This is a genomic window from Amycolatopsis oliviviridis, assembly GCF_014654365.1.
Lineage (GTDB): Bacteria > Actinomycetota > Actinomycetes > Mycobacteriales > Pseudonocardiaceae > Amycolatopsis > Amycolatopsis oliviviridis.
Genome location: NZ_BNAY01000003.1, coordinates 584,332 through 607,775 on the forward strand (window position 1 = coordinate 584,332; position 23,444 = coordinate 607,775).

23 protein-coding genes are annotated in these 23,444 nt (G+C 69.4%); 10 read left to right on the top strand and 13 right to left on the bottom strand.

Annotation, left to right across the window (positions count from 1 at the left end):
- Window positions 1–21: 21 nt before the first annotated feature.
- Window positions 22–498 carry a Cys-tRNA(Pro) deacylase gene (gene ybaK / locus IE302_RS15855; protein ID WP_191255271.1) on the top strand — a complete coding sequence of 159 codons (477 nt, stop codon included), beginning with the start codon at window positions 22–24 and terminating at the stop codon, window positions 496–498.
- An 89-nt stretch (window positions 499–587) separates the two neighbouring features.
- Here ybaK and IE302_RS15860 read toward each other — a convergent pair whose 3' ends face one another.
- On the bottom strand, window positions 588–1,196 hold the full coding sequence (locus IE302_RS15860; RefSeq protein ID WP_005150735.1) for an alpha/beta hydrolase family protein: 609 nt from the start codon (window positions 1,194–1,196) through the stop codon (window positions 588–590).
- Window positions 1,193–1,951 carry an SOS response-associated peptidase gene (locus IE302_RS15865; protein ID WP_191255272.1) on the bottom strand — a complete coding sequence of 253 codons (759 nt, stop codon included), beginning with the start codon at window positions 1,949–1,951 and terminating at the stop codon, window positions 1,193–1,195. Before IE302_RS15865 ends, IE302_RS15860 begins: the two co-directional genes overlap by 4 nt.
- 100 nt (window positions 1,952–2,051) lie before the next feature.
- Between IE302_RS15865 and rsgA the strand changes: the two genes are divergently transcribed.
- From rsgA to IE302_RS15895, 6 genes are all read left to right on the top strand, one after another.
- Window positions 2,052–3,062, top strand: coding sequence for a ribosome small subunit-dependent GTPase A (gene rsgA, locus IE302_RS15870; protein WP_191255273.1), 1,011 nt, complete (start codon window positions 2,052–2,054; stop codon window positions 3,060–3,062).
- A gap of 60 nt (window positions 3,063–3,122) precedes the next feature.
- A complete protein-coding gene (locus IE302_RS15875) occupies window positions 3,123–4,016 on the top strand; it encodes an SCO4651 family lipoprotein (protein WP_191255274.1) in 894 nt (297 codons plus the stop codon).
- Entirely contained in the window at window positions 4,017–4,889 is an 873-nt protein-coding gene (locus IE302_RS15880; RefSeq protein WP_191255275.1) for an SCO4651 family lipoprotein, read from the top strand. It begins immediately after the preceding gene.
- Window positions 4,890–5,030: 141 nt separating this feature from the next.
- On the top strand, window positions 5,031–5,714 hold the full coding sequence (locus tag IE302_RS15885; RefSeq protein WP_191255276.1) for a hypothetical protein: 684 nt from the start codon (window positions 5,031–5,033) through the stop codon (window positions 5,712–5,714).
- A gap of 72 nt (window positions 5,715–5,786) precedes the next feature.
- Entirely contained in the window at window positions 5,787–6,584 is a 798-nt protein-coding gene (locus tag IE302_RS15890; protein ID WP_191255277.1) for an SCO4651 family lipoprotein, read from the top strand.
- A 62-nt stretch (window positions 6,585–6,646) separates the two neighbouring features.
- Entirely contained in the window at window positions 6,647–7,531 is an 885-nt protein-coding gene (locus IE302_RS15895; protein ID WP_191255278.1) for an NAD-dependent epimerase/dehydratase family protein, read from the top strand.
- Window positions 7,532–7,610: 79 nt separating this feature from the next.
- Here the strand turns inward: IE302_RS15895 and IE302_RS15900 are convergent, their stop codons facing one another.
- The gene (locus IE302_RS15900; protein WP_125689885.1) at window positions 7,611–8,102 is read right to left on the bottom strand and encodes a DUF6912 family protein; all 492 of its coding nucleotides are present in this window, start codon (window positions 8,100–8,102) and stop codon (window positions 7,611–7,613) included.
- A complete protein-coding gene (locus IE302_RS15905; RefSeq protein WP_191255279.1) occupies window positions 8,099–9,505 on the bottom strand; it encodes a WS/DGAT/MGAT family O-acyltransferase in 1,407 nt (468 codons plus the stop codon). The genes IE302_RS15900 and IE302_RS15905 overlap by 4 nt, the downstream gene beginning before the upstream one ends.
- Before the next feature lie 34 nt (window positions 9,506–9,539).
- On the opposite strand from IE302_RS15905, the gene IE302_RS15910 reads away from it, so the two are divergent.
- Window positions 9,540–10,316 carry a TrmH family RNA methyltransferase gene (locus IE302_RS15910; RefSeq protein WP_191255280.1) on the top strand — a complete coding sequence of 259 codons (777 nt, stop codon included), beginning with the start codon at window positions 9,540–9,542 and terminating at the stop codon, window positions 10,314–10,316.
- Here IE302_RS15910 and IE302_RS15915 read toward each other — a convergent pair.
- Window positions 10,313–10,717, bottom strand: a complete 405-nt coding sequence (locus IE302_RS15915) for an HAD family hydrolase (protein WP_191255281.1) — start codon at window positions 10,715–10,717, stop codon at window positions 10,313–10,315. The two genes, IE302_RS15910 and IE302_RS15915, sit on opposite strands and share 4 nt — an antisense overlap.
- A 112-nt stretch (window positions 10,718–10,829) precedes the next feature.
- Between IE302_RS15915 and IE302_RS15920 the strand changes: the two genes are divergently transcribed.
- Window positions 10,830–11,330, top strand: a complete 501-nt coding sequence (locus tag IE302_RS15920; protein WP_191255283.1) for an Rv3235 family protein — start codon at window positions 10,830–10,832, stop codon at window positions 11,328–11,330.
- A gap of 77 nt (window positions 11,331–11,407) precedes the next feature.
- On the opposite strand, the gene secA is transcribed toward IE302_RS15920, so the two are convergent.
- The 8 genes from secA to IE302_RS15960 form a co-directional block, all read right to left on the bottom strand.
- Window positions 11,408–14,239, bottom strand: coding sequence for a preprotein translocase subunit SecA (gene secA, locus IE302_RS15925; protein WP_191255284.1), 2,832 nt, complete (start codon window positions 14,237–14,239; stop codon window positions 11,408–11,410).
- A gap of 249 nt (window positions 14,240–14,488) precedes the next feature.
- A complete protein-coding gene (gene hpf, locus IE302_RS15930; protein WP_005150753.1) occupies window positions 14,489–15,178 on the bottom strand; it encodes a ribosome hibernation-promoting factor, HPF/YfiA family in 690 nt (229 codons plus the stop codon).
- Between the two features lie 543 nt (window positions 15,179–15,721).
- On the bottom strand, window positions 15,722–16,360 hold the full coding sequence (locus tag IE302_RS15935) for a ComF family protein (RefSeq protein ID WP_191255286.1): 639 nt from the start codon (window positions 16,358–16,360) through the stop codon (window positions 15,722–15,724).
- Window positions 16,361–16,734: 374 nt separating this feature from the next.
- On the bottom strand, window positions 16,735–18,459 hold the full coding sequence (locus IE302_RS15940) for an LpqB family beta-propeller domain-containing protein (RefSeq protein ID WP_191255288.1): 1,725 nt from the start codon (window positions 18,457–18,459) through the stop codon (window positions 16,735–16,737).
- Window positions 18,456–20,138 carry an MtrAB system histidine kinase MtrB gene (mtrB, locus tag IE302_RS15945; RefSeq protein ID WP_191255618.1) on the bottom strand — a complete coding sequence of 561 codons (1,683 nt, stop codon included), beginning with the start codon at window positions 20,136–20,138 and terminating at the stop codon, window positions 18,456–18,458. The genes IE302_RS15940 and mtrB overlap by 4 nt, the downstream gene beginning before the upstream one ends.
- Window positions 20,139–20,181: 43 nt before the next feature.
- Window positions 20,182–20,859, bottom strand: a complete 678-nt coding sequence (gene mtrA, locus IE302_RS15950) for an MtrAB system response regulator MtrA (RefSeq protein WP_005150760.1) — start codon at window positions 20,857–20,859, stop codon at window positions 20,182–20,184.
- Window positions 20,860–20,970: 111 nt separating this feature from the next.
- Window positions 20,971–22,107 (bottom strand): NAD(P)/FAD-dependent oxidoreductase, encoded by a 1,137-nt coding sequence (locus IE302_RS15955; RefSeq protein WP_191255289.1) that lies wholly within the window; start codon window positions 22,105–22,107, stop codon window positions 20,971–20,973.
- Complete coding sequence (locus IE302_RS15960; protein WP_191255290.1) at window positions 22,104–22,421, bottom strand: bifunctional 3-phenylpropionate/cinnamic acid dioxygenase ferredoxin subunit; 318 nt, start codon at window positions 22,419–22,421, stop codon at window positions 22,104–22,106. The genes IE302_RS15955 and IE302_RS15960 overlap by 4 nt, the downstream gene beginning before the upstream one ends.
- 152 nt (window positions 22,422–22,573) lie before the next feature.
- On the opposite strand from IE302_RS15960, the gene IE302_RS15965 reads away from it, so the two are divergent.
- Window positions 22,574–23,359, top strand: coding sequence for an IclR family transcriptional regulator (locus IE302_RS15965; protein ID WP_191255291.1), 786 nt, complete (start codon window positions 22,574–22,576; stop codon window positions 23,357–23,359).
- The last annotated feature ends 85 nt before the right edge of the window (window positions 23,360–23,444 follow it).

A 23,444-nucleotide genomic window follows, 5' to 3' on the forward strand; every position in this document is an offset into this window, starting at 1 on the left:
GCGCGCTCGTAGACTCCGCCCATGGCAGGCAAGGGAACCCCGGCGACGGCGCTGCTGGCGAAGCAGAAAGTGGCGCACGTTCTGCACGCCTACGACCACGACCCGCGGGCCGAGTCGTACGGCCTCGAAGCCGTCGAAGCGCTGGGGCTGGACCCCGCGCGCGTGTTCAAGACACTGGTCGCCGAGGTCGACGGGAAACTCACCGTCGGCGTGGTCCCGGTCACGGGCCAGCTGGACCTGAAGGCGCTCGCGGCCGCCGCGGGCGGGAAGAAGGCGAAGATGGCCGACCCCGCCGCCGCGCAGCGCGCGACCGGGTACGTGCTCGGCGGGATCTCGCCGCTCGGGCACCGGAGCCGGCTGCCGGTGGTGATCGACGCCACGGCGGAGAAGTTCGAGACCGTGCACTGCTCGGCCGGGCGTCGCGGTCTCGAAGTCGAACTCGCGCCCGCCGATCTGGTGCGGCTCACCGGCGCCGTGGTCGCCCCCATCGCGGCCTGACTTTCCGGTTTCGCCCCTTTCGCGTTTCGTCCTCTGAATGCGGTAGTTGCACACGCAACTACCGCATTCAGAGGACGAAACGCGGAGAGTCAGGCGAGCGGCCGCAGCACACGTTCGAGCCACTCGGCGGCCGCGCGTGACACACCGTCGAGGTCGGCGCTGAGGTTGTGGTCGCCCTTGAGCACCACGATCTCGTGATGCGGCCCCGCCTTGGGCAGGCCGAACGGGTCACGTTCGCCTTGGACGACCAGCGTCGGGACCTCGACGGCGTCCAGTTCACCCTGCCGGGTCTTCTCCGGCTTTCCCGGCGGGTGTTCGGGGAAGGCCAGGCAGAGCACGGCCACCGCCTGCCCCGCCGCGGCTGTCCGGCAGGCGACGCGGGCCCCGGAGGACCGGCCGCCGAACACGATCGGGAGGTCGTCGAAACGTTCGGAGATCTCGTCGGCCACGGTGAGCCAGGCCGTGTCGAGTTGCGTGGCGGGGGCGGGAGCGCGGCGGCCCGCCACCCGGTACGGCTGCTCGACGAGCGCTACGTGTACACCCGCCGCCTGCGCCGCGCGCGTGACGGCGACCAGGTCCTTCGCGCCGATCCCGCCGCCCGCGCCGTGGCCGAGCATCAGCACTGCGGAGCCTTCCTCGGCGCAGTGAAGCTCGGCCCGCGCGGGGCCGTAGGCGGTGTCGATCTCCAGTGTCGTCATGAGTTCGGCACGTCGAAGAGCGCGCTTTCGGCGGCGGGCTCGACCCGGTCCAGCAGCTGGGGGCCGTTGTTGCGGACGCTGTTGACCAGGCTGGACACCGGCCGCAGCTCGATCGTGTCGACCAGGTCCACCGAGGGCGGGACGAGCAGGTCGGTGACGTCGGGCAGGTCGGGATCGAGCCAGGTGTCCCACTTCTCGCGCGGCATCAGCAGCGGCATGCGGTGGTGGACGTCGGTGAGCCTGCCGACCGAGTCCGTGGTGATCACCGAAAAGGTGATCAGCGGGTCCGCGTCCCTGTCGTCCTTCGGCCGCCAGGTCTCCCAGATACCGGCGAAGGCGAGCGAGCCGTCACCGGGTCCGGTCATGTAGAAGGGCTGCTTCTCCTTGCCGTCGCGCCGCCACTCGTACCAGCCGTCGGCGGGGACCAGGCAACGCCGTGCGGAGACCGCCTTCTTGAAGGACGGCTTCTCCTTGGCGGTCTCGGCGCGCGTGTTGATCATCTTCGAGCCCACGCCGGGGTCCTTCGCCCAGAACGGGACCAGCCCCCAGCGCATCATCCGCAGCGACCGGACGGTGGGCTCGTCTTCGAGCACCGCGCCGTCGGCGTCACGCGGGTGGCGCTGCACCACGGTCGGGACGTCCTTGGTCGGCGCCACGTTGTGATCGGTCCGGATCCGGCCCTCGGTCAGGTCCACGGCGGCGAATTCGTCGATCAGCGCCGCGGGGTCCTTGGTGGCGGCATAGCGCCCGCACATGCGAAAACCTCCCTAATCGACAGTCATCGTTACACGCCGGCCGGGCGATGGCGAGCAGCATGGGATCATTGACCCGCGTGTTCACAGAGCAGGAGGCGGTTTGGCTGGCAAGGACTGGCGCAGGCTGGACGAATCCGACGTGCGGATCCGTCCCGGCAAGGGCACCAGGCCGCGCAGCAAACGCCGTCCCGAGCACGCCGACGCCTCCACCGCGATGGTCATCGGCAAGGACCGCGGACGCTGGACCTGCGCGATCGACTCGGATCCGGATCGGATCGTCACCGCGATGCGGGCCCGCGAGATGGGGCGGGTCTCGGTGGTCGTCGGCGACACCGTCGGCATCGTCGGCGACGTCAGCGGCAAGCCGGACACCCTCGCCCGGATCATCCGGGTGGACGAACGCTCCAGTGTGCTCCGCCGGACCGCGGACGACACCGACCCCTTCGAACGGGTGGTCGTCGCCAACGCCGAGCAGTTGCTGATCGTGACCGCGCTGGCCGATCCCCCGCCGCGCACCGGGTTCATCGACCGCTGTCTCGTCGCCTGCTACGCGGGCGGCCTCGAACCGGTCCTGTGCCTGACGAAGGCCGACCTCGCGAGCCCGGACGAACTCCTCGCCGGCTACGCGGGTCTCGACATCCCGGCCGTGGTCACCCGCCACGACGAGCATCCGGAGGAGCTGACCGGGCGACTCAAGGGCCGGGTCACCGCGCTGGTCGGGCATTCCGGGGTCGGGAAGTCCACTTTGGTCAACCGGCTGGTGCCGGACGCCGGCCTGGCGACCGGCGTGGTCAGCGCGGTCGGCAAAGGCAGGCACACGTCGGTCGCGGCGGTCGCGCTCCCCCTGCCCGGCGGCGGCTGGGTGGTCGACACCCCGGGCGTCCGTTCCTTCGGGCTGGCGCATGTGACCGCCGACGACATCGTGCTCGCGTTCGAGGAGTTCGCCGAGGCCGCCGAGGAATGTCCTTCCGGCTGCGGCCACCTCGGGCCGCCTTCGGATCCGGACTGCGCGCTCGACGACGTGGTCACCGAGGGTGACGCGAGCCCGGAGCGGCTGGCCTCTTTGCGGCGACTTCTGGGGTCTCGGGCCGGACATGACGACGATCGGTAACTAAATCGACCTTCGCGCGATAACCCGTTCGGATTAGATCAACTTCTCTGAGGGGTCCTGTTGAAGCGCGTAACCATGCTCGCCGCCGTCACGACGGCCGCCGTCCTGGCGCTGTCCGCCTGCGGTGGCGAGAAGCAGCCCGGCGCGGCTGCCCCCGCTCCTTCCGAAGCGAAGAGCTCACTTTCGTCGCCGCTCGGCGACGCGATCCAGCTCGCGGCGCTGACCCGCGAGAGCACCAAGAAGGCCAAGTCGTCGAAGGTGGCGATGGAGATCGTCGCGGGCGCCGAGAAGACCACGATCTCCGGCCAGGGCCTGTACGACGGCGAGAACAGCAAGCTCGCGATGGTCATGGAGAGCGACGGCAAGAAGCTCGACATGACGTTCGTCGACAACACGATGTACTTCAAGCTCGACGCGGACGACAAGGCCGAGCTGAAGACCGACAAGGCGTACGCGAAGATCTCGCCCGACGGCCAGGACCCGATCTCGCAGCTGATCGGCAAGATGATGTCGAAGGCCATCAAGGAGGGCGACCCGGCCCGCGTCTTCGAAAAGATCTCGAAGGCGGGCAAGGTCTCGAAGTCGGACCAGGTCGAGCTGGACGGTGAGCGGACGAACCACTACGTGATCGACGTCGATCCCCGGAAGGCCATCGACCTCATCATGGGCGAGATCGGCATCCCGCTGCCCGCCGAGACCCGGAAGCAGCTCGACGCGAAGCTCGAGGGCAAGAACGCCTCCATCGTCACCGAGATGTGGCTCAACGCCGACCAGCTGCCGGTGCAGGTCATCACGGACCAGACCGCGTTCGTGAAGGCCATGGGCGCCCCCGGCGACGGTGTCGCCAAGACCACGGTCAAGTACACCGACTGGGGTGGCCCGCTGACCATCGCCGCCCCGCCCGCCGACCAGGTCGGCGACGTGGTGGAGATCATGAAGAAGAGCGGCCGGTAGATGCGCGCCTCGATCAAGCTCACCGCGGCCGCCGCGGCCCTGGCCCTGCTGGTCACGGGCTGCGGCACCCGCCCGAGCGAGCCAGGCGGGAACAAGGGCGGCGAGCTCGCGCTGGCCACCCCGTTCGCCGACGCGCTCGGCCTCGTCGAGGCCGCGAAGCAGGGGACGAGGAAGAGCAAGTCCTCCAAGGCGACCCTCGACGCCACACGCGGCGGCACCAGGGTCACGGGCACTTTGCTGACGTACTACGACGGCGCCGCCTCGAAGGTCGAGGCGAACCTGACCATCGGCGGGGAAGCCGGCATCCTGCGCCTGGTCGACCAGACCCTGTTCATCAAGCTGCCCGCGGCCGAGAAAGCCCAGCTCAAGACGGACAAGAACTGGGGGAAGATCGACCTGAACAGCGAGGATCCCCAGGCGAAGGCCATGGGGAAGGCCATGCTGAAGTCGTTCGAGATGGGTGACCCGGCGAAGCTGCTGGAGCTGGTCGAAAAGACCGGCCGCATCACCAGGTCGGAACAGACCCGGCTGGACGGCGTCCCGGCGAACCACTACTTCGTCGAATTCGACGCCATGAAGCAGTTCAATCTGTTCTTCGGCGAGGATGTCCCCGCCGACCAGCGAGCGAAGATCGAGAAGCGGCTCGAAGGCAAGGATCTGCGGATCCCGGCCGAACTGTGGCTCAACGCCGAACAGCTTCCCCTGAAGGTGACCATGGACATGACCTCGTTCATGAAGTCCGTGGGAGGACGCGACACCGGCGAGGCCAAGTCGACGTACGTCTACAGCGACTGGGGTCTGCCGGTGGAGGTCACCCCGCCGCCCGCCGCCGAGGTGGGCGACTACGCCGAAATGGTGAAGCAGGGAAACTAGGCCCTTTCGCGCGTGAAGGCCCCCTTCCCTGTGCTCAGCCGAGGGAAGGGGGCCTTCACGCGCTTCCGGACCATCGGACGGTGGAAATTCACGCGATAGGCGCTACGGTAGTGGTACAGACCATTCACCCGAGGGAGTCCTATGCGTGCCACCGGATTCGCCGTCGTCTGTACCGCTCTCCTGCTGCTGGGAGGCTGTTCCGGCGAAGAGAAACCGGCGGCGCCACCGGCGGCCACCGACGCGGCGCAGCTGGCCTCGGCCGCCGGCGCGGGCACGCAGAAGGCCCGGTCGTCGAAGATCGCGCTGGAGACCACCTCCGAGGACGGCCGCAAGGTCGTGGTGACCAGCTCCGGGCTCTACGAGGGCGCGAACAGCAAGTTCTCCATGGTCGCCGAGGTCGCGGGCGAGAAACGGGACCTGATCTTCGCCGACGGCGTCCTCTACTACCACCTGTCCGACGCGCAGGTCCAGGAACTCAAGACCGACAAGGAATGGGTCAAGATCACCGCCGGCGGCAAGGACGCGCTTTCCGCGGCCAACGGCGCGCTGATGACGGAAGTCGTCGAGACGATGGATCCGACGCGCACGATCGAGCGGATCTCGAAGTCCGGCAAGGTCACCAAGTCCGAGCAGGCCGAGCTGAACGGGACGGCCGCCACGCACTACGTCCTCGACCTCGGCGGCGCCCCGGCCGAGGTGTGGCTGGACGGCGAACAGCGTCCGGTGCAGGTCAGCCTGGGCAAGGCCACGGTCAAGTACGACAGCTGGGCCTCGGACGTGGTGATCATCGCGCCGCCGCCCGAGGCCATCGGCGACAGCCGCTGAGCCGTTCCCCCGATCGGGGCGAGGTCCCCGGCTGTGTTTCGCTTGAGTGCCCGCCTTGGAAAGCAGGTCCTCATGCGGAGAACGGCCCTGTCCGCCGTCGTGCTCGTACTCGGCGCGCTGCTCGGCGCGTGCGACGGTGAAACGGCCGTGTCGTTCGCCGACGCCCGCGCGCTCGCCGACGGGGCCGCGGCCGCCGCGGACGGCAAGGCCGCGAAGTTCGCCACCGAGGTCACGGCGGGCACGATGCGTTCGAAGAGCCAGGGGCAGGCCCAGGTCGCGCGGACGGGCACCGCGCTGGCCATGACCACGGACTTCCTCGGCGAGCCGCTCGAACTCCGGCTGGTCGACAAGGTCGTCTTCGCCAAGGTCCCCGAGAGCGCCCGCGAGGACGTTCCCGGCGGGAAACCGTGGGTCAAGGTCTCCCCCGACGGCGCCGACCCGTTCTCGCAGGTCGCCGGCGGCAGCATCGACCAGCTGGCGAAGCAGAACGATCCCGGCCGCGCGCTCGACCAGGTCCGGCGGGCCGGCACGCTCACCGAGTCCGGGCACGCCGAACTCGACGGTGTGTCCACCGAGCACTACCGGCTGGACATCGACATGGCCGCGCTGGGCGGTGACCTGCCCGCCGGGTTGTCGGCGGAGGCCGTCGGGGAACTGCACGGCAAGCTCGGGAAGATCCCGATGGAGGTCTGGCTCGACGACGCGCACCAGCCGCTGCGGATCGTGCTCGACCTCGCGCCCGTCCTCGCCGCTTCGGGTGTCCCGGACAGCGCGATGGCGCGGATCGTCACGAGCTACAGCGACTGGGGCACGCAGGCCGACATCCAGGCACCGCCGCCGGAAGAGATCGGGGAGATCCCGGCGGGCTGACCCTGTCACGTTCTCCGCGCCCGCCTCGTCCAGGTCGTGAAGGCGGACAGGAGGAGACGGACATGCGCGTGATGGTGATCGGGGCGACCGGGGTGCTGGGGCGCCCGCTGGTGCGGCGGCTGCTGGCCGAGGGCCACGAGGTGAGCGGGCTCGCCCGCGGTGAGGACCGGATCGCGGCCGTGCGCGCGACCGGCGCGAAACCGGTGACGGGTTCGCTGTTCGACGTCGATTCCCTGGCCGGGGCGCTGAACGGGCACGAGGCGGTGGTGAACGTCGCGACCCGGATCCCGGACGCGCGCCACGCGATGACAGCGTCCGGCTGGGCGGAGAACGACCGGCTGCGGATCGACGGCAGCCGGACGCTCGCGACCGCCGCGCGCCGGGTCGGTGAGCTGGGAATCGTGGTACAGGAAGGGATTTCGTTCGTCTACGCCGACGGCGGCGACGAGGAACTGGACGAAGACGCGCCTCTCGCGGCGAGCGGCCACATCGCGTCTTCGACGGTGGCGCACGCGAACATCGCGGAGCTGGCGGACGAAGGACGTACCGCGATCCGGCTGCGGATCGGGCTGCTGGTCTCCGACGACCCGATGACCACGATGATGCTGACGGCCGCGCGGCGCGGTTCGCCGCTGATCATCGGCCGCCGGACCGACTGGACCGCGGCGATCCACCCGGACGACGCGGCGGCGGGCGCGATCGCGGCGCTGCGGGCACCGAGCGGCGTCTACAACCTGGCCGCCGATCCGGTGCGGAAACAGGAACTCGGCGAGGCGATGGCGGCCGCGGCCGGTGTCCGGCGGCCGCGCGCGCTGCCGAAATGGCTGGCGAACCGGGTGGGGTCGATGTCGGTGCTGGCGCGTTCGCAGCGCGTCGTGTCGGCCCGGCTCACCGAGGCCACCGGCTGGCGGCCCGAACGCCCGGTCCCCGGCCCCTCCTGGTTCTAGCGTTTCGTCCTCTGAATGCGGTAGTTGCACGCGCAAGGACCGCATTCAGAGGACGAAATGCGAGTTAGAGAAGGGGGCGTCAGAGGAGTTCCAGCAGGAAGGGGAGCTCCTGCGGCGCGTACCAGGCGAGTTCGTGGTCCTCGGCGTCGCCGAGGGTGAACTCCGCGTCCGGGTCGCCGAGGTCGGCCTGGTCGATCACCGCGGCGGCGGCCTGGACCGACTCCGCGGCCTCGGCGGCGTCGACGTGGATCGCGGCGACGTCGGCGATCTTCACCGGCCCGGACAGCCGGACGACGGCGGCGTCGAGATCCGGGCGCAGGGTGACCTCGTCGATGTCGGCCGAGATCACCACCCGCCGCGGCTCGGGCTTCTCCTCGGCCGCGATCAGCCGGAGCGACGCCCTGGCGGCGTCGAGCAGCGCGGCGTACTCGAGTTCCTCGTCGGATCCGCTGGCGTAGGACTCCCGCAGCGCCGGGGTCAGCGCGAAGCCCGTGCCGCTGCGCGCCCGGAGCTCTCCGGCGGTTTCGAGCTCACGGAGCATCGCGATCGTCCCGGGTAGATAGACCCTCACCAGTGCGCACCCTTCAGCTCTTCCAACGATTCCTCGATCATCCCGGCGAGCAGGTCCACATCGGACACGGCCTTGCGGTCGCCGTTCAGTCCGAAGTAGACACCGCCGTGATACGAGGTGACCCCGATCGCCAGCGCCTGATTGCGCACCAGCGGCATGACCGGGAACATCTCCACCATCTTCGCCTGTCCCGCGTAGAGCGGCACCTGCGGGCCCGGTGAGTTCGTGATCAGCACGTTGAAGATGCGCCCCGACATCGACCCGGCCGCCCGCGCGCCCAGCGAATGCAGGGTCGCCGGGGCGAAACCGCCGACCGTCAGCAGCCCGCGCGCGGCGACCGATCGGCCCGAGTCGAGGTGGGCCGCCATCGCGTGGCCGATGTGCTGCAGCCGCAGGACCGCGTTCGGTTCCCCGACCGGGAGGTCGACCAGGTAGGCGTCGACCTGGTTCCCGAGCAGTGCCGGCGTCGAGTACTCGGCCGTCTCGGCGTCGCGGACGGCCATCGGCACCAGCGCGCGCACGGTGGTGCCGGCGGTCAGGGCCGAACCGCGGGAGAGCAGCCATTCCCGCAGCGCGCCGGTGATCGCCGCCAGCACGACGTCGTTGACCGTGCCGCCGTGCTCGGCCCGGACCTTGCGGAAGTCCTCCAGCCGGGTACGGACCACGGCGAACATGCGGCCGCCGGAGGTGCGGACGTTGAGCGGCCCGGACGGCGCGGGTTTCACCATGGTCTTCAGCGCCGACGCGACGTCGCCGACCGTTTCGGTGACCTTGCCCGCCATCGCGGTGGCGTCGTGGGCGATGGAGCGGACGTTCTCCACCAGCTCGGTCGGGCGCTGCACGGTCTCGGCGACGGCGTCGAGCATCAGCTGGGTGCGGCTCGGTTCCCGGCGCGGATGCCAGTTGTCGTCGAACGGTTCCGGCTCCTGCGGGGCGGTTTCGAGGATCAGCTGCCCGAGCTCGATGGTGCCGACGCCGTCCACAACGGACTGGTGCGTCTTGGTGACCAGCGCGACCTTGTCCCCCGCGAGCCCTTCGACGAAGTACGCCTCCCAGAGCGGCCGTCCCGGGTCGAGCCGCCTCGACATCAGCCGCGCCACGAGATCGAACAGCTGGCCGTCGGAGCCCGGCTGCGGCAGCGCGGACCGGCGGACGTGGTAGTTGAGGTCGAAGTCGACGTCGTCGACCCACACCGGCCGGGCGAGGTGCCCCGGCACCTCCAGCACACGCTGCCGGTAGCGCGGCAGGAACGCCAGCCGCTGCCCGATCAGGTCCAGCAGCTGCTCGTAGGTGAAGCCGTCGCGCGGCCGTTCGAAGATCGCCACGCCCCCGACGTGCATCGGGGTCGAGTGGTCTTCCACGTACAGGAACGAGGCGTCCAGCGCCGAGAGGCGGTCGGGCATGGGCCGATCCTTACATAGTGGGACACTCGCCGGTGTGGGTGATGAGTCGGTGATCTCGCCGAAGGACCGGTTCCTGACGGTGTACGGCCGGAAACCGGTGCTCGAAGCATTGGACGACGCGGCGCTCGAGGTGGACAAGGTGATTCTCGCCGAGACCGTGCGCGGGCCGAACGCCGCCGAGATCCAGCGCGCCGCCAAGGCCGCCGGGGTGCCGGTGCAGCGGGCGAGCGCGCATCGCGTCAAGGTGCTGGCCGGCAACGGCAAGCAGGACCAGGGGGTGCTGGCCGACGTCGTCGCCCCGCGGATGCGGTCGCTTCAGGCAGCCCTGTCCGGCGGCAGGCCGCCCTCGCGGGTGCTGCTGCTCGACGGCATCACCACCCCGGCGAACGTCGGGATGATCCTGCGCACGGCGACCGCCGCCGGGCTGGACGGCGTCGTGGTGCCGCGGCGCGGGGTCGCCGCCCTCGACCCGATGGTGGTCAAGGCCTCGGCCGGGGTCGCGTTCCGCGCGCCCGTGCTGCGGTGCGGCAGCGCGCGCGAGGCCGCCGAAATGCTCACCGAAGCCGGGTACGGCCTCTACGCGCTGGGCGCTTCGGCCCGCAGTTCGGTGTTCGACGTCGAGCTGCCGCAGCGCGCGGCCTTCGTACTGGGCGGGGAGACGAACGGCGTCGGCGCCGAGGTCGGCGAGCTGGTGACGGAGTGGGTGTCGATCCCGATGCCGGGCGAGGTCGAGTCGCTCAACGTGTCCGCGGCCGCCGCCGTGCTCTCGTTCGAGCTGGTCCGCCGCGCTGCGTCCCCCGGGAACCCCTAGGACTCCGGGAACAAGGCGCTGAGCTCGGTCAGCGTCTCCTCGACCGACGTGTGGTGCACGCCCGCCATCCCGGCCGCCACCGCGGCGCGGACGTTATGTGCGGCGTCGTCGACGAACACGCACCGGGCGGCGGGCAGGTCCAGCAGCCCCGCGGTGAGCAGGTAGACCTCGCGCTCGGGTTTGGCCACGCCGACCTCGCCGGAGAAGACGAGCGCGTCGAAGAACGGGTCCAACGACCGCTTGGCCTCGTCCGACGCGCCGGGTGCGTTCGAGAGCAAGGCCGTTTTGATGCCGCGTGCCCTGGCGGCGTGGAGGAAGGCGTACAGCTCGTCCGCGCCGTCGTCCGTGAGCACTCCGACGTAGTCGATGACCAGCCCTTTCAGCACGGGCCCACCGTACACAAGCGATCACCGCCCGATTCATCCTCTCGGGCGGTTCGTGTCGCGGCTCCGCCCCGCTCCGGCCCCTTAGTTGCTGGGCGTGGCCGAGGGGGCCGCGGAGGGGGATTGCCTGATGCGTTCGTACGTACTGAGACGGCTGAAACCGTGTGAACCGCCTTACCGGGCCCCGGGCAGGCTGGTGCACCGGGTGGCACCGCCGGACAACCAGCTCGTGCTGGACCTGCCGCTGTCCGGGGAACAGATCGTGGAGGAACCCAAGCCACGACCCGACACACCGGACCGGCGTCAAGTGGGCAGGCTGCTGACCACGATCCTCGAAGCCTGTGACGGGCGGCGTCCGGCGGTGCAGGTGCGGCCCATCCTCGACCCGGCGCTCCACAGCGCGCTGCTCGACAGCGGCCGCCGTCGTCCGCCGGGCGGTTACCGGCCGAAGTCGATCCACCTGTGCCATCCGGCGGACGGCGTCGTCGAGGCCTGCGCGACGGTCGAACAGAACGATCGCTGCCTCGCGCTGGCGGCGCGCTTCGAGCGGACCCCGGCGGGCTGGGTGTGCACCCGGTTCAATCTGCTGAAGCCACCGCGACGCGTTTCCGCGCTCCGGCTCGCGGCATGACAAAGGGGTCTTCGCGCGTGAAGGCCCCCTTCCCGCGGCTGAGCCGAGGGAAGGGGGCCTTCACGCGCTTGGACTGTCTAGCGGCGCGGGCCCTTCTTGCCCTTCTTCTGGGAAGCGCGCTGCGCGGCACGACGCTCACGGCGGGTCCCGCTCTGGTCACCGCCGTCGCTGCCGGCACTGTCCGAATGCGACTCGACGCCGCCGTCCTCGGACGGGCCCGACATGGTCAGCCCGGACCGCGCACCGCCGCCGAGTCCCTTGCCCCGCAACGCGGACGGCACGGATTCGGTGTCGGTCGCCGGACCCTGCGGCGGCGTCGGGCGGGCGTGCCGTCCGTCGCCGTTGGCGGCCTGGCCGTTCCCGGAACCGACACCGGCGGGCAGCGCGGACGCCGACTCGGGCGCCGGGGCGGCGGGTTCGGCCTGCTCGACCTGGAGGTTGAACAGGAAGCCGACGGCCTCCTCCTTCAGCGACTCCAGCATCGCGCGGAACATGTCGTAGCCCTCGCGCTGGTACTCGATGACCGGGTCGCGCTGCGCCAGGGCCCGCATGCCGATGCCCTCCTTGAGATAGTCCATCTCGTAGAGGTGCTCACGCCACTTGCGGTCGAGCACGGTGAGCATCACCTGGCGCTCCAGGCTGCGCATCGCGCCTTCGCCGACCTTGCCGTCGATCTCGACCTCGCGCTCGTCGTACGCGCGGTGAGCGTCGTCGAGCAGCGCCTCGCGCAGCCCTTCGGCGTCGAGGTCGTCTTCCTCGTTCAGGGCGTCCCAGGTGACCTTCACCGGGTACAGCGTCTTGAGCGCCGTCCACAGCTTCTCGTGGTCCCAGTCCTCGGCGTAGCCCGAAGAGGTCTCCTCGTTGACGTACGCGTTGATGACGTCGACGAGCATGTGCTCGATCTGCTCGCGGAGATCCTCGCCTTCGAGGACGCGCAGGCGCTCGGCGTAGATCACCTTGCGCTGCTCGTTCATGACCTCGTCGTACTTGAGGACGTTCTTGCGGATCTCCATGTTCTGCTGCTCGACCTGCGTCTGCGCGCTCTTGATCGCCTTGGAGACCATCTTGTGCTCGATCGGCACGTCGTCCGGCAGCCGCATGGTGGTCATGACCCGCTCGACCATGGTCGCGTTGAAGCGGCGCATGAGCTCGTCACCGAGCGACAGGTAGAACCGGGACTCGCCCGGGTCGCCCTGACGGCCGGAACGACCGCGGAGCTGGTTGTCGATCCGGCGCGACTCGTGCCGCTCGGTGCCGAGCACGTACAGCCCGCCGGCCTCGCGGACCTCCTCGGCCTCGGTCTTGGTGTCGGCCTGGACCTCTTCGAGCACCTTCGGCCAGGCGGCCTCGTACTCCTCGGAGTGCTCCACCGGGTCGAGGCCGCGGTCGCGCAGCACCTCGTCGGCGATGATGTCCGGGTTGCCGCCGAGCACGATGTCGGTACCGCGGCCCGCCATGTTGGTGGCGACCGTGACCGCGCCCTTGCGCCCGGCGCGGGCGACGATCAGCGCCTCCCGGTCGTGGTGCTTGGCGTTGAGGACCTCGTGCGGGACACCCAGCTTGAGCAGCAGCTTCGACAGGTGCTCGGACTTCTCGACACTCGTGGTGCCGACCAGCACCGGCTGGCCCTTCTCGTGCCGCTCGGCGATGTCCTCGGCGACGGCCTCGAACTTGGCCTGCTCGGTCTTGTAGATGAGGTCGGCCTGGTCGGCGCGGACCATCGGCCGGTTGGTCGGGATCGGCACCACACCCAGCTTGTAGGTCTGGTGGAACTCGGCCGCCTCGGTCTCGGCGGTACCGGTCATACCCGACAGCTTGTCGTAGAGCCGGAAGTAGTTCTGCAGCGTGATCGTGGCGAGCGTCTGGTTCTCGGCCTTGATCTCGACGCCTTCCTTGGCCTCGATCGCCTGGTGCATGCCCTCGTTGTAGCGGCGGCCGTGCAGGATGCGGCCGGTGAACTCGTCGACGATGAGGACTTCGCCGTCACGGACGATGTAGTCCTTGTCGCGCTTGTAGAGCTCCTTGACCTTCAGCGCGTTGTTCAGGTAGCCGACCAGCGGCGTGTTCGCGGCCTCATAGAGGTTGTCGATGCCGAGCTGGTCCTCGACGAAGGCGACACCCTTCTCGGTGACACCGACGGTGCGCTTGCGGATGTCCACCTCGTAGTGGATGTCCGCCTTCATCAGCGGGGTCATCCGGGCGAACTCGACGTACCAGCGCGAGGACTGGTCGGCCGGACCGGAGATGATCAGCGGCGTCCTGGCCTCGTCGATGAGGATGGAGTCCACCTCGTCGACGATCGCGAAGTTGTGGCCGCGCTGCACACAGTCTTCGAGGCTCCACGCCATGTTGTCGCGGAGGTAGTCGAAGCCGAACTCGTTGTTCGTGCCGTGCGTGATGTCGGCGGCGTACTGCTGGCGGCGGACCTCGGGCGTCTGGTCGGCCAGGATGACCCCGACCTCCAGGCCGAGGAAGCGGTGGATGCGGCCCATCCACTCGGCGTCACGTTTGGCCAGGTAGTCGTTCACCGTGATGACGTGCACGCCCTTGCCGGACACGGCGTTCAGGTACGCGGGGAGGACCTGGGTCAAGGTCTTGCCCTCACCGGTCTTCATCTCCGAGACCTGGCCGAGGTGCAGCGCGGCGCCGCCCATCAGCTGGACGTCGTAGGGCCGCTGGCCCAGCACGCGCCAGGCCGCCTCCCTCGCCACCGCGAAGGCCTCCGGCAGGAGGTCGTCGAGTGACTCGCCGTCCGCGTTCCGCTTACGGAACTCGTCGGTCTTGGCCCGCAGCGCGGTGTCCGAAAGTTCCTTGACGTCGTCTTCGAGGGTGTTGATGTGATCGGCGATGTTGCGCAGCCGCTTCACCATCTTGCCCTCGCCCGCGCGGAGCAGGCGGTTCAGCACCATCCGGTCGACCTCACTAGCTGATTGTGATCGCACCCGAGCCGGTCCCGGGCAATCTCGTACGCGGTGGCGCACTGGTAACGCACCACCGTCCGCCCCCATCGTAGGGAACACCTCGGTGTTCGCGCACGCACCGTCTGTCGGTATCTGACCTGGCCGGTGCGCATCCCGGCTGATCCGGACAGGAAGGTGGCCCGTACGCGTGCGCGTACGGGCCACCTCATAGGCGTTGTGGGTTGTCGGAGGGACCGGCTAGCTCAGCCGGATGACGCCGTAGTCGAAGCCTCGCCTCCGGTAGACGACGCTCGGGCAACCGGCGTCGGAGTCGTTGAAAAGATAGAAGTCGTGACCGACCAGTTCCATCTCGTAGAGAGCCTGGTCGACCGTCATGGGCTCCGCGTCGTGCTTCTTCTCGCGGACGACGCGACCGGGCTGGTGTTCGGTCACCCCGTCATCCCAGCGCTGCTGGGGCATCTCGAACTCTTCACCGCTCTCGACGGCGAAACCGTTGGCCAGGGGTTCGGCCTCTGGCGCCTCGAGCACAGCGGTACCCGCCAGATGTCGGGTGTCGGTGGTCATGCCACCGGCGGCCGCCATCGAAGTCGCCTCGGCGACGGATTCCGGGCGGCTGCGGCCGTAGTGCACGCGCCGGCGGTCGTGTGTCTTCCGCAACCTGTTCTCGAGCTTGTTGAGTGCGGAATCCAGCGCTGCGTAGAAGTCGCCCGCACACGCTTCGGCGCGCACGGCGGGGCCCCTGCCCTTACCGGTGATTTCGACGCGCTGGCAGTTCTTCGACTGCCGGCGATTGGGCTCGTGGAAGAGCTCCACGTCGTAACGGATGACCTTCTTGTCGTAGCGCTCTAGCCGGGCCAGCTTTTCGCTGACAAGTGCCCGATAGTGGTCAGGCACCTCCACGTTGCGGCCCTTAACGACGATGTCCATACACGACCTCCCTCGCTGAAATGACTGCGAGCTGTAGATGTGTTCACTAGGGCGCCGGTAAAGCGGGGACGAAGCCCGGATCGCGGGCGATGAGGGAACTCGGCATCAGGTCACGACGTCTCGTGGCGGATGTCCGAGCGCGGACTCAGCGCGGCTCCGGCGCCAGGGACATGGGCTGGTCACCTCCCTGCCTGCCGGGATTGCTGATAGCGCTGCACGTTAGCTGCATCACGCCCCGAGCAACAGCCCCCGAGCCGGGGGATATCAGGACGTGAGACCTCGTCACCGCACGCGACGACGGCAACCTGTCCAGCGGGACAATCCGGCTTGTCGGGCGTCGTCCCCGTGATTTGTTTTCACGCGGACGGCGCAAGCCTTCGGGCAGGAAAAAGCCGAGGGTGACGCCGCCAAGGGAATCCGCCGCCACCCCGGTGGAGTGGCGGGGCGTTCGAGCGTTCCCCGGAAGCTGCCTCATATCCCGTCAACGCCCTTGTACCCATTCCCGTTCCCGATCATTCATCACTCTTGTAGGTGACCCTTCGATCACCCGGCGGCGGCCAGTGCGATCACCGCGGAAACGTGAATTCCGCTTATGTCCAAAAGGCGCACACAAGCGGCGGCGGTTGCTCCGGTTGTGATCACGTCGTCAAGAAGAACGACCTTCTCCGGGCGGGCTCCCGGCATCAGGCGGACGCGGCCGTCGAGGTTCACCGCGCGCTCGGCGCGGGTGAGGCCCGCCGCGTCGCGGACCCCGGCCCCGAGGGCGAGGATCGGGGCCACGGTCGCTGGTTTTCCGTTTTCTGCCAACACTTTCACGCACTCCTCGGCGAGGCGCCGGACGTGCGGTCCACCTCGGACACGCGAGGCGTGCCGTCTCGAAGGGACCGGGACCAGGCAGGGTTCCTCGGCGGGCTCGGGCAGCTGGACCAGGGCTTCGGCGACGGCCCGGCCGAGGGACGGTGCGAGGTCGCGACGGCCGCGTTCCTTGTAGGCGAGGATCAGCCGCCGGGCTTCGTCGGCGTAGCGGGCCAGGGCGTAGACGGGGACTCGGCCGGCCGTGGGCGCGCGGGTGATCTCGCTGAGCGAACCCCAAGCCGTCTGACAGGTGGTGCAGCAAGGCGCGCCGGGTGCCCCGCAGGAGGCGCAGCGGGCGGGGATGAGGAGATCCAGGAGTTTGGTCATGCCTGCCACGGTCGCGCCTAGGTCCGACAGTTCCCGGTCCCGTCGTGTCATGAGGGGTCCCCTTTGGACACTTTTCGTCCTGAGGTGACCCCTCATGACAGCAGTCGAGGAGAAAGGGCCGGGGTTCGGTGGCTCACCGGGGATGCCAATCGAGAAGAACCCGGGACGACTACCGAGAAGAAGGCGCTTCAGCCGACTGGCCGCCTTCGCGACGCTTCGCGGCTCCCGCCTGGTCCGTGATCGCCGCGCTCGTCCCAGGCGCCACCGGCTGCCACATCGCTCACAGCTGAAGCGCGTGAAGGCCCCCTTCCCTCGGCTGAGCCGAGGGAAGGGGGCCTTCACGCGCTTCAGGTAGGTGAGCCGGTCCGGAGAGCTCAGCCCGGGTAGAACGGGTCCGCGTCGGTGACGGTGTGCGCCTGCGGTCGCCAGACCTCGCCCAGTTCCGAGGCGACCCACAGCCCGCCCGCGTCCGCGACCAGGTTCTGCTTGCTCGGCGCAGCGGTGACGCCGTGCACCGGCGGGGTCAGGTTCGAGCTGTTGAAGGCGTCCATCCGCTGCCCGTCCACCGGCACCTTGACCACCGGCAGCGTGTTCGACGACGTCGCGGCGATCAGGTGGTCCTGGGTCGCCCAGTCGACGTCGACGACGTCCTTGAGGTCGCGTTCCTGCAGCTTGCGCGGCGCGCGCAGCGCCACGGAGTCCGCCGTCCGCACGATCGAGGCGACCACCAGCTGACCGTTGACCACCGCGGCCAGCCGCGACCCGTCGCGCGAAAGCCGCAGTTCGGTGATCTGGCCGAGCCCGGTGAGCAGGGTCGCGTCGACGCCGGCCTTCACCCAGCGGCCGTCCGCGGCCAGGGTGACCCTGGCGACGGTGTTGTGGTCGACGACCGTCCAGACCTCGCCCGAAACCCCGCCGCCGCGGGAGACCGGGCGCCAGGTGGGGCGGCTCAGGCTGCCGCCGAACAGGTCCACCGATGCGAGCTCGTGCCCCAGGTCGCCGACCCGGAGCCACTGCCTGCCGTCGCGTTCTTCGACCACCGCGAGCCGTTTGCCGTCGACGGACTGGGCGGCGCTGATGACCTTGTAGCCACCGTTGCCCGCGGGCCCGCCGACCGGCTGGCCGTCGCCGAGCGACCGGATCCGCCCGTTGACGGTCATCAGCCCTTGCTCGGAGTCGGGCGCGATGTGCGCGTTGTAGTTCAGCAGTTCGCTGGCGCGCCAGTATTCGTGTTCCGGCACCAGTGCGGTGCCGTCGGCCAGCAGCCGGATCCGGCTCAACGTCACCGTCTGCAGCGAGAGGATGATCTGCGCGGCGATCAGGTTCCGGTCCACGAGGCTGGCCCCGCCGATCCCGGTCAGGGCGACGTCGAGTGTCCCGTCGTCCGTGCTGCGCACGTTGGTCTCGGTGGTGACCTGGTCGTTCAGCAGGTCCTTGACCGCGCCCTTCAGCCCTTCCGACGGCCCCTGCAGCACCAGGTCCATGACCCGGCCGGGCAATCCAGCCTGCGGTTTCGCCGCGACGTAGCGGAGGTCGGGGACGAAGGCGCCGGAGTCGGGCGAGTAGAAGCTGATCGGCACCCGGAAGTAGTTCGCCGCGAAGTCCTTCTCGGTGACGGCGAGTTCCTGCGGCGGGTCCACGATCCGCCACTGGCCGTTCTGCTGCTTCCGCAGCTTGAACTGCTGCGAGTACTCGGTCTTCACCGGGATGAACGCGCTGTCGGGGCTCAGGTTGCCGAGTTTGAACCCGCGGACGTTCACCAGCTGCTCGTCCGGGTTCCCGGACGGCGTCCCGGTGTCGTAAACGGTGCCGAAGGTGTCGTCGATGATCGCCAGCCCGGGTGACGGCTTCCAGTTTCGCCGGGCCTCGTCGTCGAGGTACACCCGCGCGTTGGCGTTCGCCGAGCCCGGGGTCGCGGAGTTGCGGATGAACTGGCGGATGACGGTGAGCGAGTCGATCCCGGCCGCCGGTTCGGGGACGTCCACCGGCGCCTGCCCGGGTTTGTCCCCGGGGACGACGGCGGGCTGGGATTCGAGCGGGATGTTCGCGCAGCCGGCGACCAGCAGGAACACCGTGAGCAGGGTCAGCAGCCGCTTCACCGGCCGACCTCCTCGGGCTCGGCGAGGATCGCGTCGGGCGCGGGCCGGACTTCGAGCAGCCCTGACGACGCGCCGTGCGTTTCGGTCGCCTTGTGATCGGGCGGGGGCAGGACCAGCGGGCTCTCCCCCATCGGCGTGTCCTGCCGCCGCGGCAGCACGAGCCGGAAGCAGGCACCGTGGCCGGTCTCGCCCCAGGCGTCGAGGACGCCGCCGTGCAGCCGGGCGTCCTCCTGGCTGATCGCGAGGCCGAGACCGGTGCCGCCGGTCCGGCGGTTGCGGGACGGGTCGGCCCGCCAGAACCGGTTGAACACCAGTTCCGCCTCGCCGGGGCGGAGCCCGACGCCACGGTCACGCACGGTGATGGCGACGGCGGTCTCGTTGACCGCGAGCGTCAGCACCACCGGGTTTCCTTCGCTGTGGTCGACCGCGTTGGCCAGCAGGTTGCGCAGGATCCGCTCGACGCGGCGCGCGTCGACCTCGGCGGGCGCCTCCTCGTCCGGCAGGATCAGCTCGACCGAACTGCCCGCGTTGCCCGCGATCACCCGGACCTGTTCGACGGCCCTGGTCGCGATCGGCCGGACGTCGATCAGCTCGGCCGAGAGCTCCTCGACACCCGCGTCGAGCCTGCTGATCTCCAGCAGGTCGCCGAGCAGGGCCTCGAACCGGTCGAGTTCGTCGACCAGCAGTTCGGTGGAGCGGGCGAGCCCGGCCGGGAACTGCTCGCGCGACGCGTGCAGCACGTCGGCGGCCATCCGGACGGTGGTCAGCGGGGTGCGCAGTTCGTGCGAGACGTCGGAGGTGAACCGGCGCTGCAACCCGCCGAATTCCTCCAGCTGGCGGATCTGCCGCTGGATGCTCGCGGCCATCTCGTTGTAGGAGACGGCGAGTTTGGCCAGATCGTCCTCGCCGAGCACGGCGAGGCGCTGGTCGAGATCCCCGCCCGCGAACTGTTCGGCCGCCGCGGCGGCCTGCCGGACCGGCCGGACCACCTGCCGGGTGACCAGGTTCGTGATCCCGGCCAGCAGGAGCAGCAGGACCAGACCACCGACGAGCAGCGTGTTCTGCACGGTCGAGACGGTGTTCTGCTCGCTGGTGAGCGGGTACAGCAGATAGAGCTGGAGCGGGTTGATCATCGTGCTCACCGGCGCGCCGACGATCATGTACGTCGTCTTGCCACCGTCGGGTTCGGTGGCCGTGTGGATCAGCCAGCTGAGCTGCTCGGTTTCCACGAACTGGCGCAGCCGGACCGGCACCTTGTCGTAGGGACCGGCGGCGACCGGCTTGCTCGACTGGTCGCGGCCGCCGGCGGCCAGCACCGGTTCGAAGGTGCCCGCCGTCGATCCCACGCCGTCCTGCGACGTCGTCGTGCTGGTGATCTTCTTGAGCGCGTTGTTCATCCGCGCCGTGAGCGCTTCCGAGCTTTCGGTACCGACGCCGACCAGCTCACTGGCCGCGGTCTCGACGACCGCCCGGGTCTGCGCGATCGCCGCGTTCTGCTTGGTCTCCATCAGCCGGTCGGTGATCTGGTTCTGCAGCACCATGCCCAGCACGAACACCACGGCCGACGACAGCGCCAGCGTCGACACGGTGACGCGGAACTGCAGCGAATACCGCCACAGTTCGTTGAACGAGACGATCTTGCGGCGCACGAAAACCACGATGCGCCGAACATGGCGCATCGTGGTCTGGACAAGCCTTCGCAAGCGTCCGCTCATGGGGTGATCACGGCGGGCCGGCCTTGTACCCGACGCCGCGGACCGTCAACACCACCTCGGGGTGCTCCGGGTCCTTCTCCACCTTCGAACGCAGACGCTGGACGTGCACGTTCACCAGGCGGGTGTCGGCGGCGTGGCGATAGCCCCACACCTGTTCGAGGAGTACCTCGCGGGTGAACACCTGACGCGGTTTACGGGCGAGCGCGACCAGGAGGTCGAACTCCAGCGGGGTCAGCGGGATGGCCTTGCCCTCCCGGGTCACCTCGTGTCCGGGGACGTCGATCGCGAGGTCGCCGATCGTCAGCGACTCGGCGGGCTCGGCCTCGGTGCGGCGCATCCGGGCGCGGACGCGGGCCACGAGTTCCTTCGGCTTGAAGGGCTTGACCACATAGTCGTCGGCCCCCGATTCGAGCCCGAGGACGATGTCGACGGTGTCGCTCTTGGCGGTGAGCATCACGATCGGCACGCCGGACTCGGCCCGGATCGCCTTGCAGACGTCGATGCCGTTCATCCCGGGCAGCATGAGGTCGAGGAGGACCAGGTCCGGTTTCAGCTCACGAAGCGCGGGCAGCGCTCGTGAGCCGTCGGCCACGACGGCTGTGTCGAACCCCTCCCCACGCAGCACGATGGTGAGCATCTCCGCGAGAGCAGGGTCGTCGTCGACGACCAGAACACGTGCCTTCATAAACCTATGTTCGCACTAGTTTCCCCGCGCGAGCGCGCGACCCGGCGATGTGACCACCAGAAAGATCATCGAAACGGGCAAATTGCTCCATCCGAGTAGGGTCTTCGGCCCCTAGAGAGCGCGCCGGAGCCTGGTGAACGGCCGCGGCGAGTCGATCGCGAAGACACCGGTCAGCGCGTCGCCGCGGTGATAGGCCGCGACGAAGCGCTTCGAAGCGAGGTCGCCTTCGACGATCCGCACGTCTTCCGTGGCCACTCCGGCGAATTGGAGCCGCCGTCCGTACTGATCGGACCAAAAGTAACCGTGTCGTGCGAAATGCGTGACGGTCGCGCCGGCGAGCAGGTTCTCCACCGCGACGCCCGCTTGCTCGTTCGCCGCGGTCCAGTGTTCCGCCCGGACACGCCTGCCGCGCAGACGGCAGCGGTATCGCGCGACGTCACCCACCGCGATCACCCGGGGATTCACTGTGACACAGCCGGAATCGACCAGCACCCCGTCGTCGACGGCGATCCCGGAGCCGGTCAGCCAGTCGGTGGCGGGCCGTGCCCCGATCCCGGCGACGACGAGATCGGCGCGGATCTCCCGGCCGTCGGCGAGCCGCACACCGGTGACGCGATCGGCCCCGGCGAACCCGGCGACGGCGACTCCCGCGATCAGCCGGACGTCGTTCTCGGCGTGCAGTTCCCCGCACACCGCGCCCATCCGCGCGCCGAGGACCGGGGCGAGCGGGACGGGCATCGCCTCGATCACGGTGACGTCGTGACCGAGCAGACGGCAGGCGGACGCGACCTCCGCGCCGATGAATCCCGCGCCGACGACGACCACCGAAGCGGGCCCGGTGGCGAGATCCTGTTTCAGCGAGACCGCGTCGCCGAGCGTCCGCAACGTGTGAACGCCATTCAGATTCCCCGCCGCGCCAAGGGTTCTGGCCACCGCCCCGGTCGCGATGACGTAGCCGTCGGCGGCGATCGTGGTGCCGTCGGAGAGCGTCACGCCTTCGCGGCCGAGCCTTTCGGCGCGGACGCCGAGGTGCCATTCGGCGCCCAGCGCGTCGAGGTCGTCCTGCCCGGCGAGCACGAGATCGCCGGCGGAAACCTTGCCCAGTAAGAAATCCTTCGACAACGGCGGCCGGTCGTACGGTGGTTCGGCGCCGATCATCACGAGCCGTCCGTCGAATCCCCTCGTGCGCAACTCCTGCGCCGAGCGGAGTCCCGCCAGGGAGGTGCCGACGACGGCGACGGTTCTCAAGCGACGTCCTGCTGCGCCCCGGTGTCCACGTAAATCACCCCATCGGCGACCACGACCGGGTAAGTGCGCACGGCGCTTTTCGCGGGCAGGCAGTCCGGGACGCCGGTCCGCAGATCGAACCGGGCGGCGTGCAGCGGGCATTCGACGAAGCAGCCCTCGATCCAGCCGTCGGCGAGCGACGCGTCCTGGTGGCTGCAGGTGTCGTCGAGGGCGTAATAGCCGCCCTCGGAATGGAAGACCGAGACGGGCACGGGGCCTTCGAGGCGAAGAGCTTCGCCCTCGGGGAGTTCGGAGACGGAGCAGGCACGGATCATCGGGGCCTCCGGGGAAAGGACCGACGGTGGTTGATGTTGCGTATTACGAGACAGGACGTGCTCTGCGCAACAATCGCGCCCGAGGGGCCGGTGCGTCAAGGGATTCGCCCACTCAGCCGAACGGATCGCGGCGAAACGGCTACTGTTGCGTCATGCGGAACCAGGACGCGGGGAACGCAACGCCCAGTCAGGTGCAGTCCGTCGATCGCGCGATCAGCGTGCTGGAACTGCTGGCGCGCAACGGGGAAACGGGGATCACCGAGATCGCGGGCGAACTCGGCGTGCACAAGTCGACCGCTTCCCGGTTGCTGAGCGTCCTGGAGAACCGCGGCCTCGTCGAGCAGCTCGGGGAACGCGGCAAATACGCGATCGGCTTCGGCATCGTCCGGCTGGCGGGTGCCGCCACCGGCCGGATGGACCTGGCGAAACTGGGCAGGCAGACGTGTCAGGGCCTGGCGGAGACGCTCGGCGAGACGGTCAACATCGCGATCGCGGACGACGGCGTGGCGATCAACGTCAGCCAGGCCCGCGGTTCGGCCGCGATCACCACGCAGAACTGGACCGGCCAGCGCACGCCCCTGCACGCGACGTCCAGCGGGAAGGTGCTGCTCGCGTACATGGGCGACGTCGAGCGCAAACGCTTGCTCCGGCGGAAACTCGAACAGTTCACGCCGCGGACCACGGTCGATCCGGACGAGCTGAGCGCCGAACTGGAGCGGGTCGCCGCGGACGGGTACGCGGCCTGTTTCGAGGAGCTGGAGCTGGGGATGCACGCGGTCGCGGTGCCGGTGCACGGTCCCGGCGGGGACGTCGTCGCGGCGATGAGCGCTTCCGGTCCTTCGTACCGGCTTTCGAAGCAGCGGGTGCGGCAGATCGTGCGGCCACTCACCGAGGCCTCCGCCGATCTTTCGGCGCAGCTGGGGTATTTCGCGGAGTGAGCCGACCGGCCCGGTCACACCCTTCGCGCGTGCAATGAAAGGCCCCTTCATGGCAAATTTTGCCATGAAGGGGCCTTTCATTGCA

Bases quoted from the DNA above. Each gene is read 5' to 3' on its own strand.
- ybaK (WP_191255271.1), top strand. From the start codon at position 22: ATGGCAGGCAAGGGAACCCCGGCGACGGCGCTGCTGGCGAAGCAGAAA.
- IE302_RS15860 (WP_005150735.1), bottom strand. From the start codon at position 1,196: ATGACGACACTGGAGATCGACACCGCCTACGGCCCCGCGCGGGCCGAG.
- IE302_RS15865 (WP_191255272.1), bottom strand. From the start codon at position 1,951: ATGTGCGGGCGCTATGCCGCCACCAAGGACCCCGCGGCGCTGATCGAC.
- IE302_RS15880 (WP_191255275.1), top strand. From the start codon at position 4,017: ATGCGCGCCTCGATCAAGCTCACCGCGGCCGCCGCGGCCCTGGCCCTG.
- IE302_RS15885 (WP_191255276.1), top strand. From the start codon at position 5,031: ATGCGTGCCACCGGATTCGCCGTCGTCTGTACCGCTCTCCTGCTGCTG.
- IE302_RS15890 (WP_191255277.1), top strand. From the start codon at position 5,787: ATGCGGAGAACGGCCCTGTCCGCCGTCGTGCTCGTACTCGGCGCGCTG.
- IE302_RS15895 (WP_191255278.1), top strand. From the start codon at position 6,647: ATGCGCGTGATGGTGATCGGGGCGACCGGGGTGCTGGGGCGCCCGCTG.
- IE302_RS15905 (WP_191255279.1), bottom strand. From the start codon at position 9,505: ATGCCCGACCGCCTCTCGGCGCTGGACGCCTCGTTCCTGTACGTGGAA.
- IE302_RS15920 (WP_191255283.1), top strand. From the start codon at position 10,830: ATGCGTTCGTACGTACTGAGACGGCTGAAACCGTGTGAACCGCCTTAC.
- secA (WP_191255284.1), bottom strand. From the start codon at position 14,239: ATGGTGCTGAACCGCCTGCTCCGCGCGGGCGAGGGCAAGATGGTGAAG.
- hpf (WP_005150753.1), bottom strand. From the start codon at position 15,178: ATGGACATCGTCGTTAAGGGCCGCAACGTGGAGGTGCCTGACCACTAT.
- IE302_RS15935 (WP_191255286.1), bottom strand. From the start codon at position 16,360: ATGACCAAACTCCTGGATCTCCTCATCCCCGCCCGCTGCGCCTCCTGC.
- mtrB (WP_191255618.1), bottom strand. From the start codon at position 20,138: ATGCGCCATGTTCGGCGCATCGTGGTTTTCGTGCGCCGCAAGATCGTC.
- mtrA (WP_005150760.1), bottom strand. From the start codon at position 20,859: ATGAAGGCACGTGTTCTGGTCGTCGACGACGACCCTGCTCTCGCGGAG.
- IE302_RS15960 (WP_191255290.1), bottom strand. From the start codon at position 22,421: ATGATCCGTGCCTGCTCCGTCTCCGAACTCCCCGAGGGCGAAGCTCTT.
- IE302_RS15965 (WP_191255291.1), top strand. From the start codon at position 22,574: ATGCGGAACCAGGACGCGGGGAACGCAACGCCCAGTCAGGTGCAGTCC.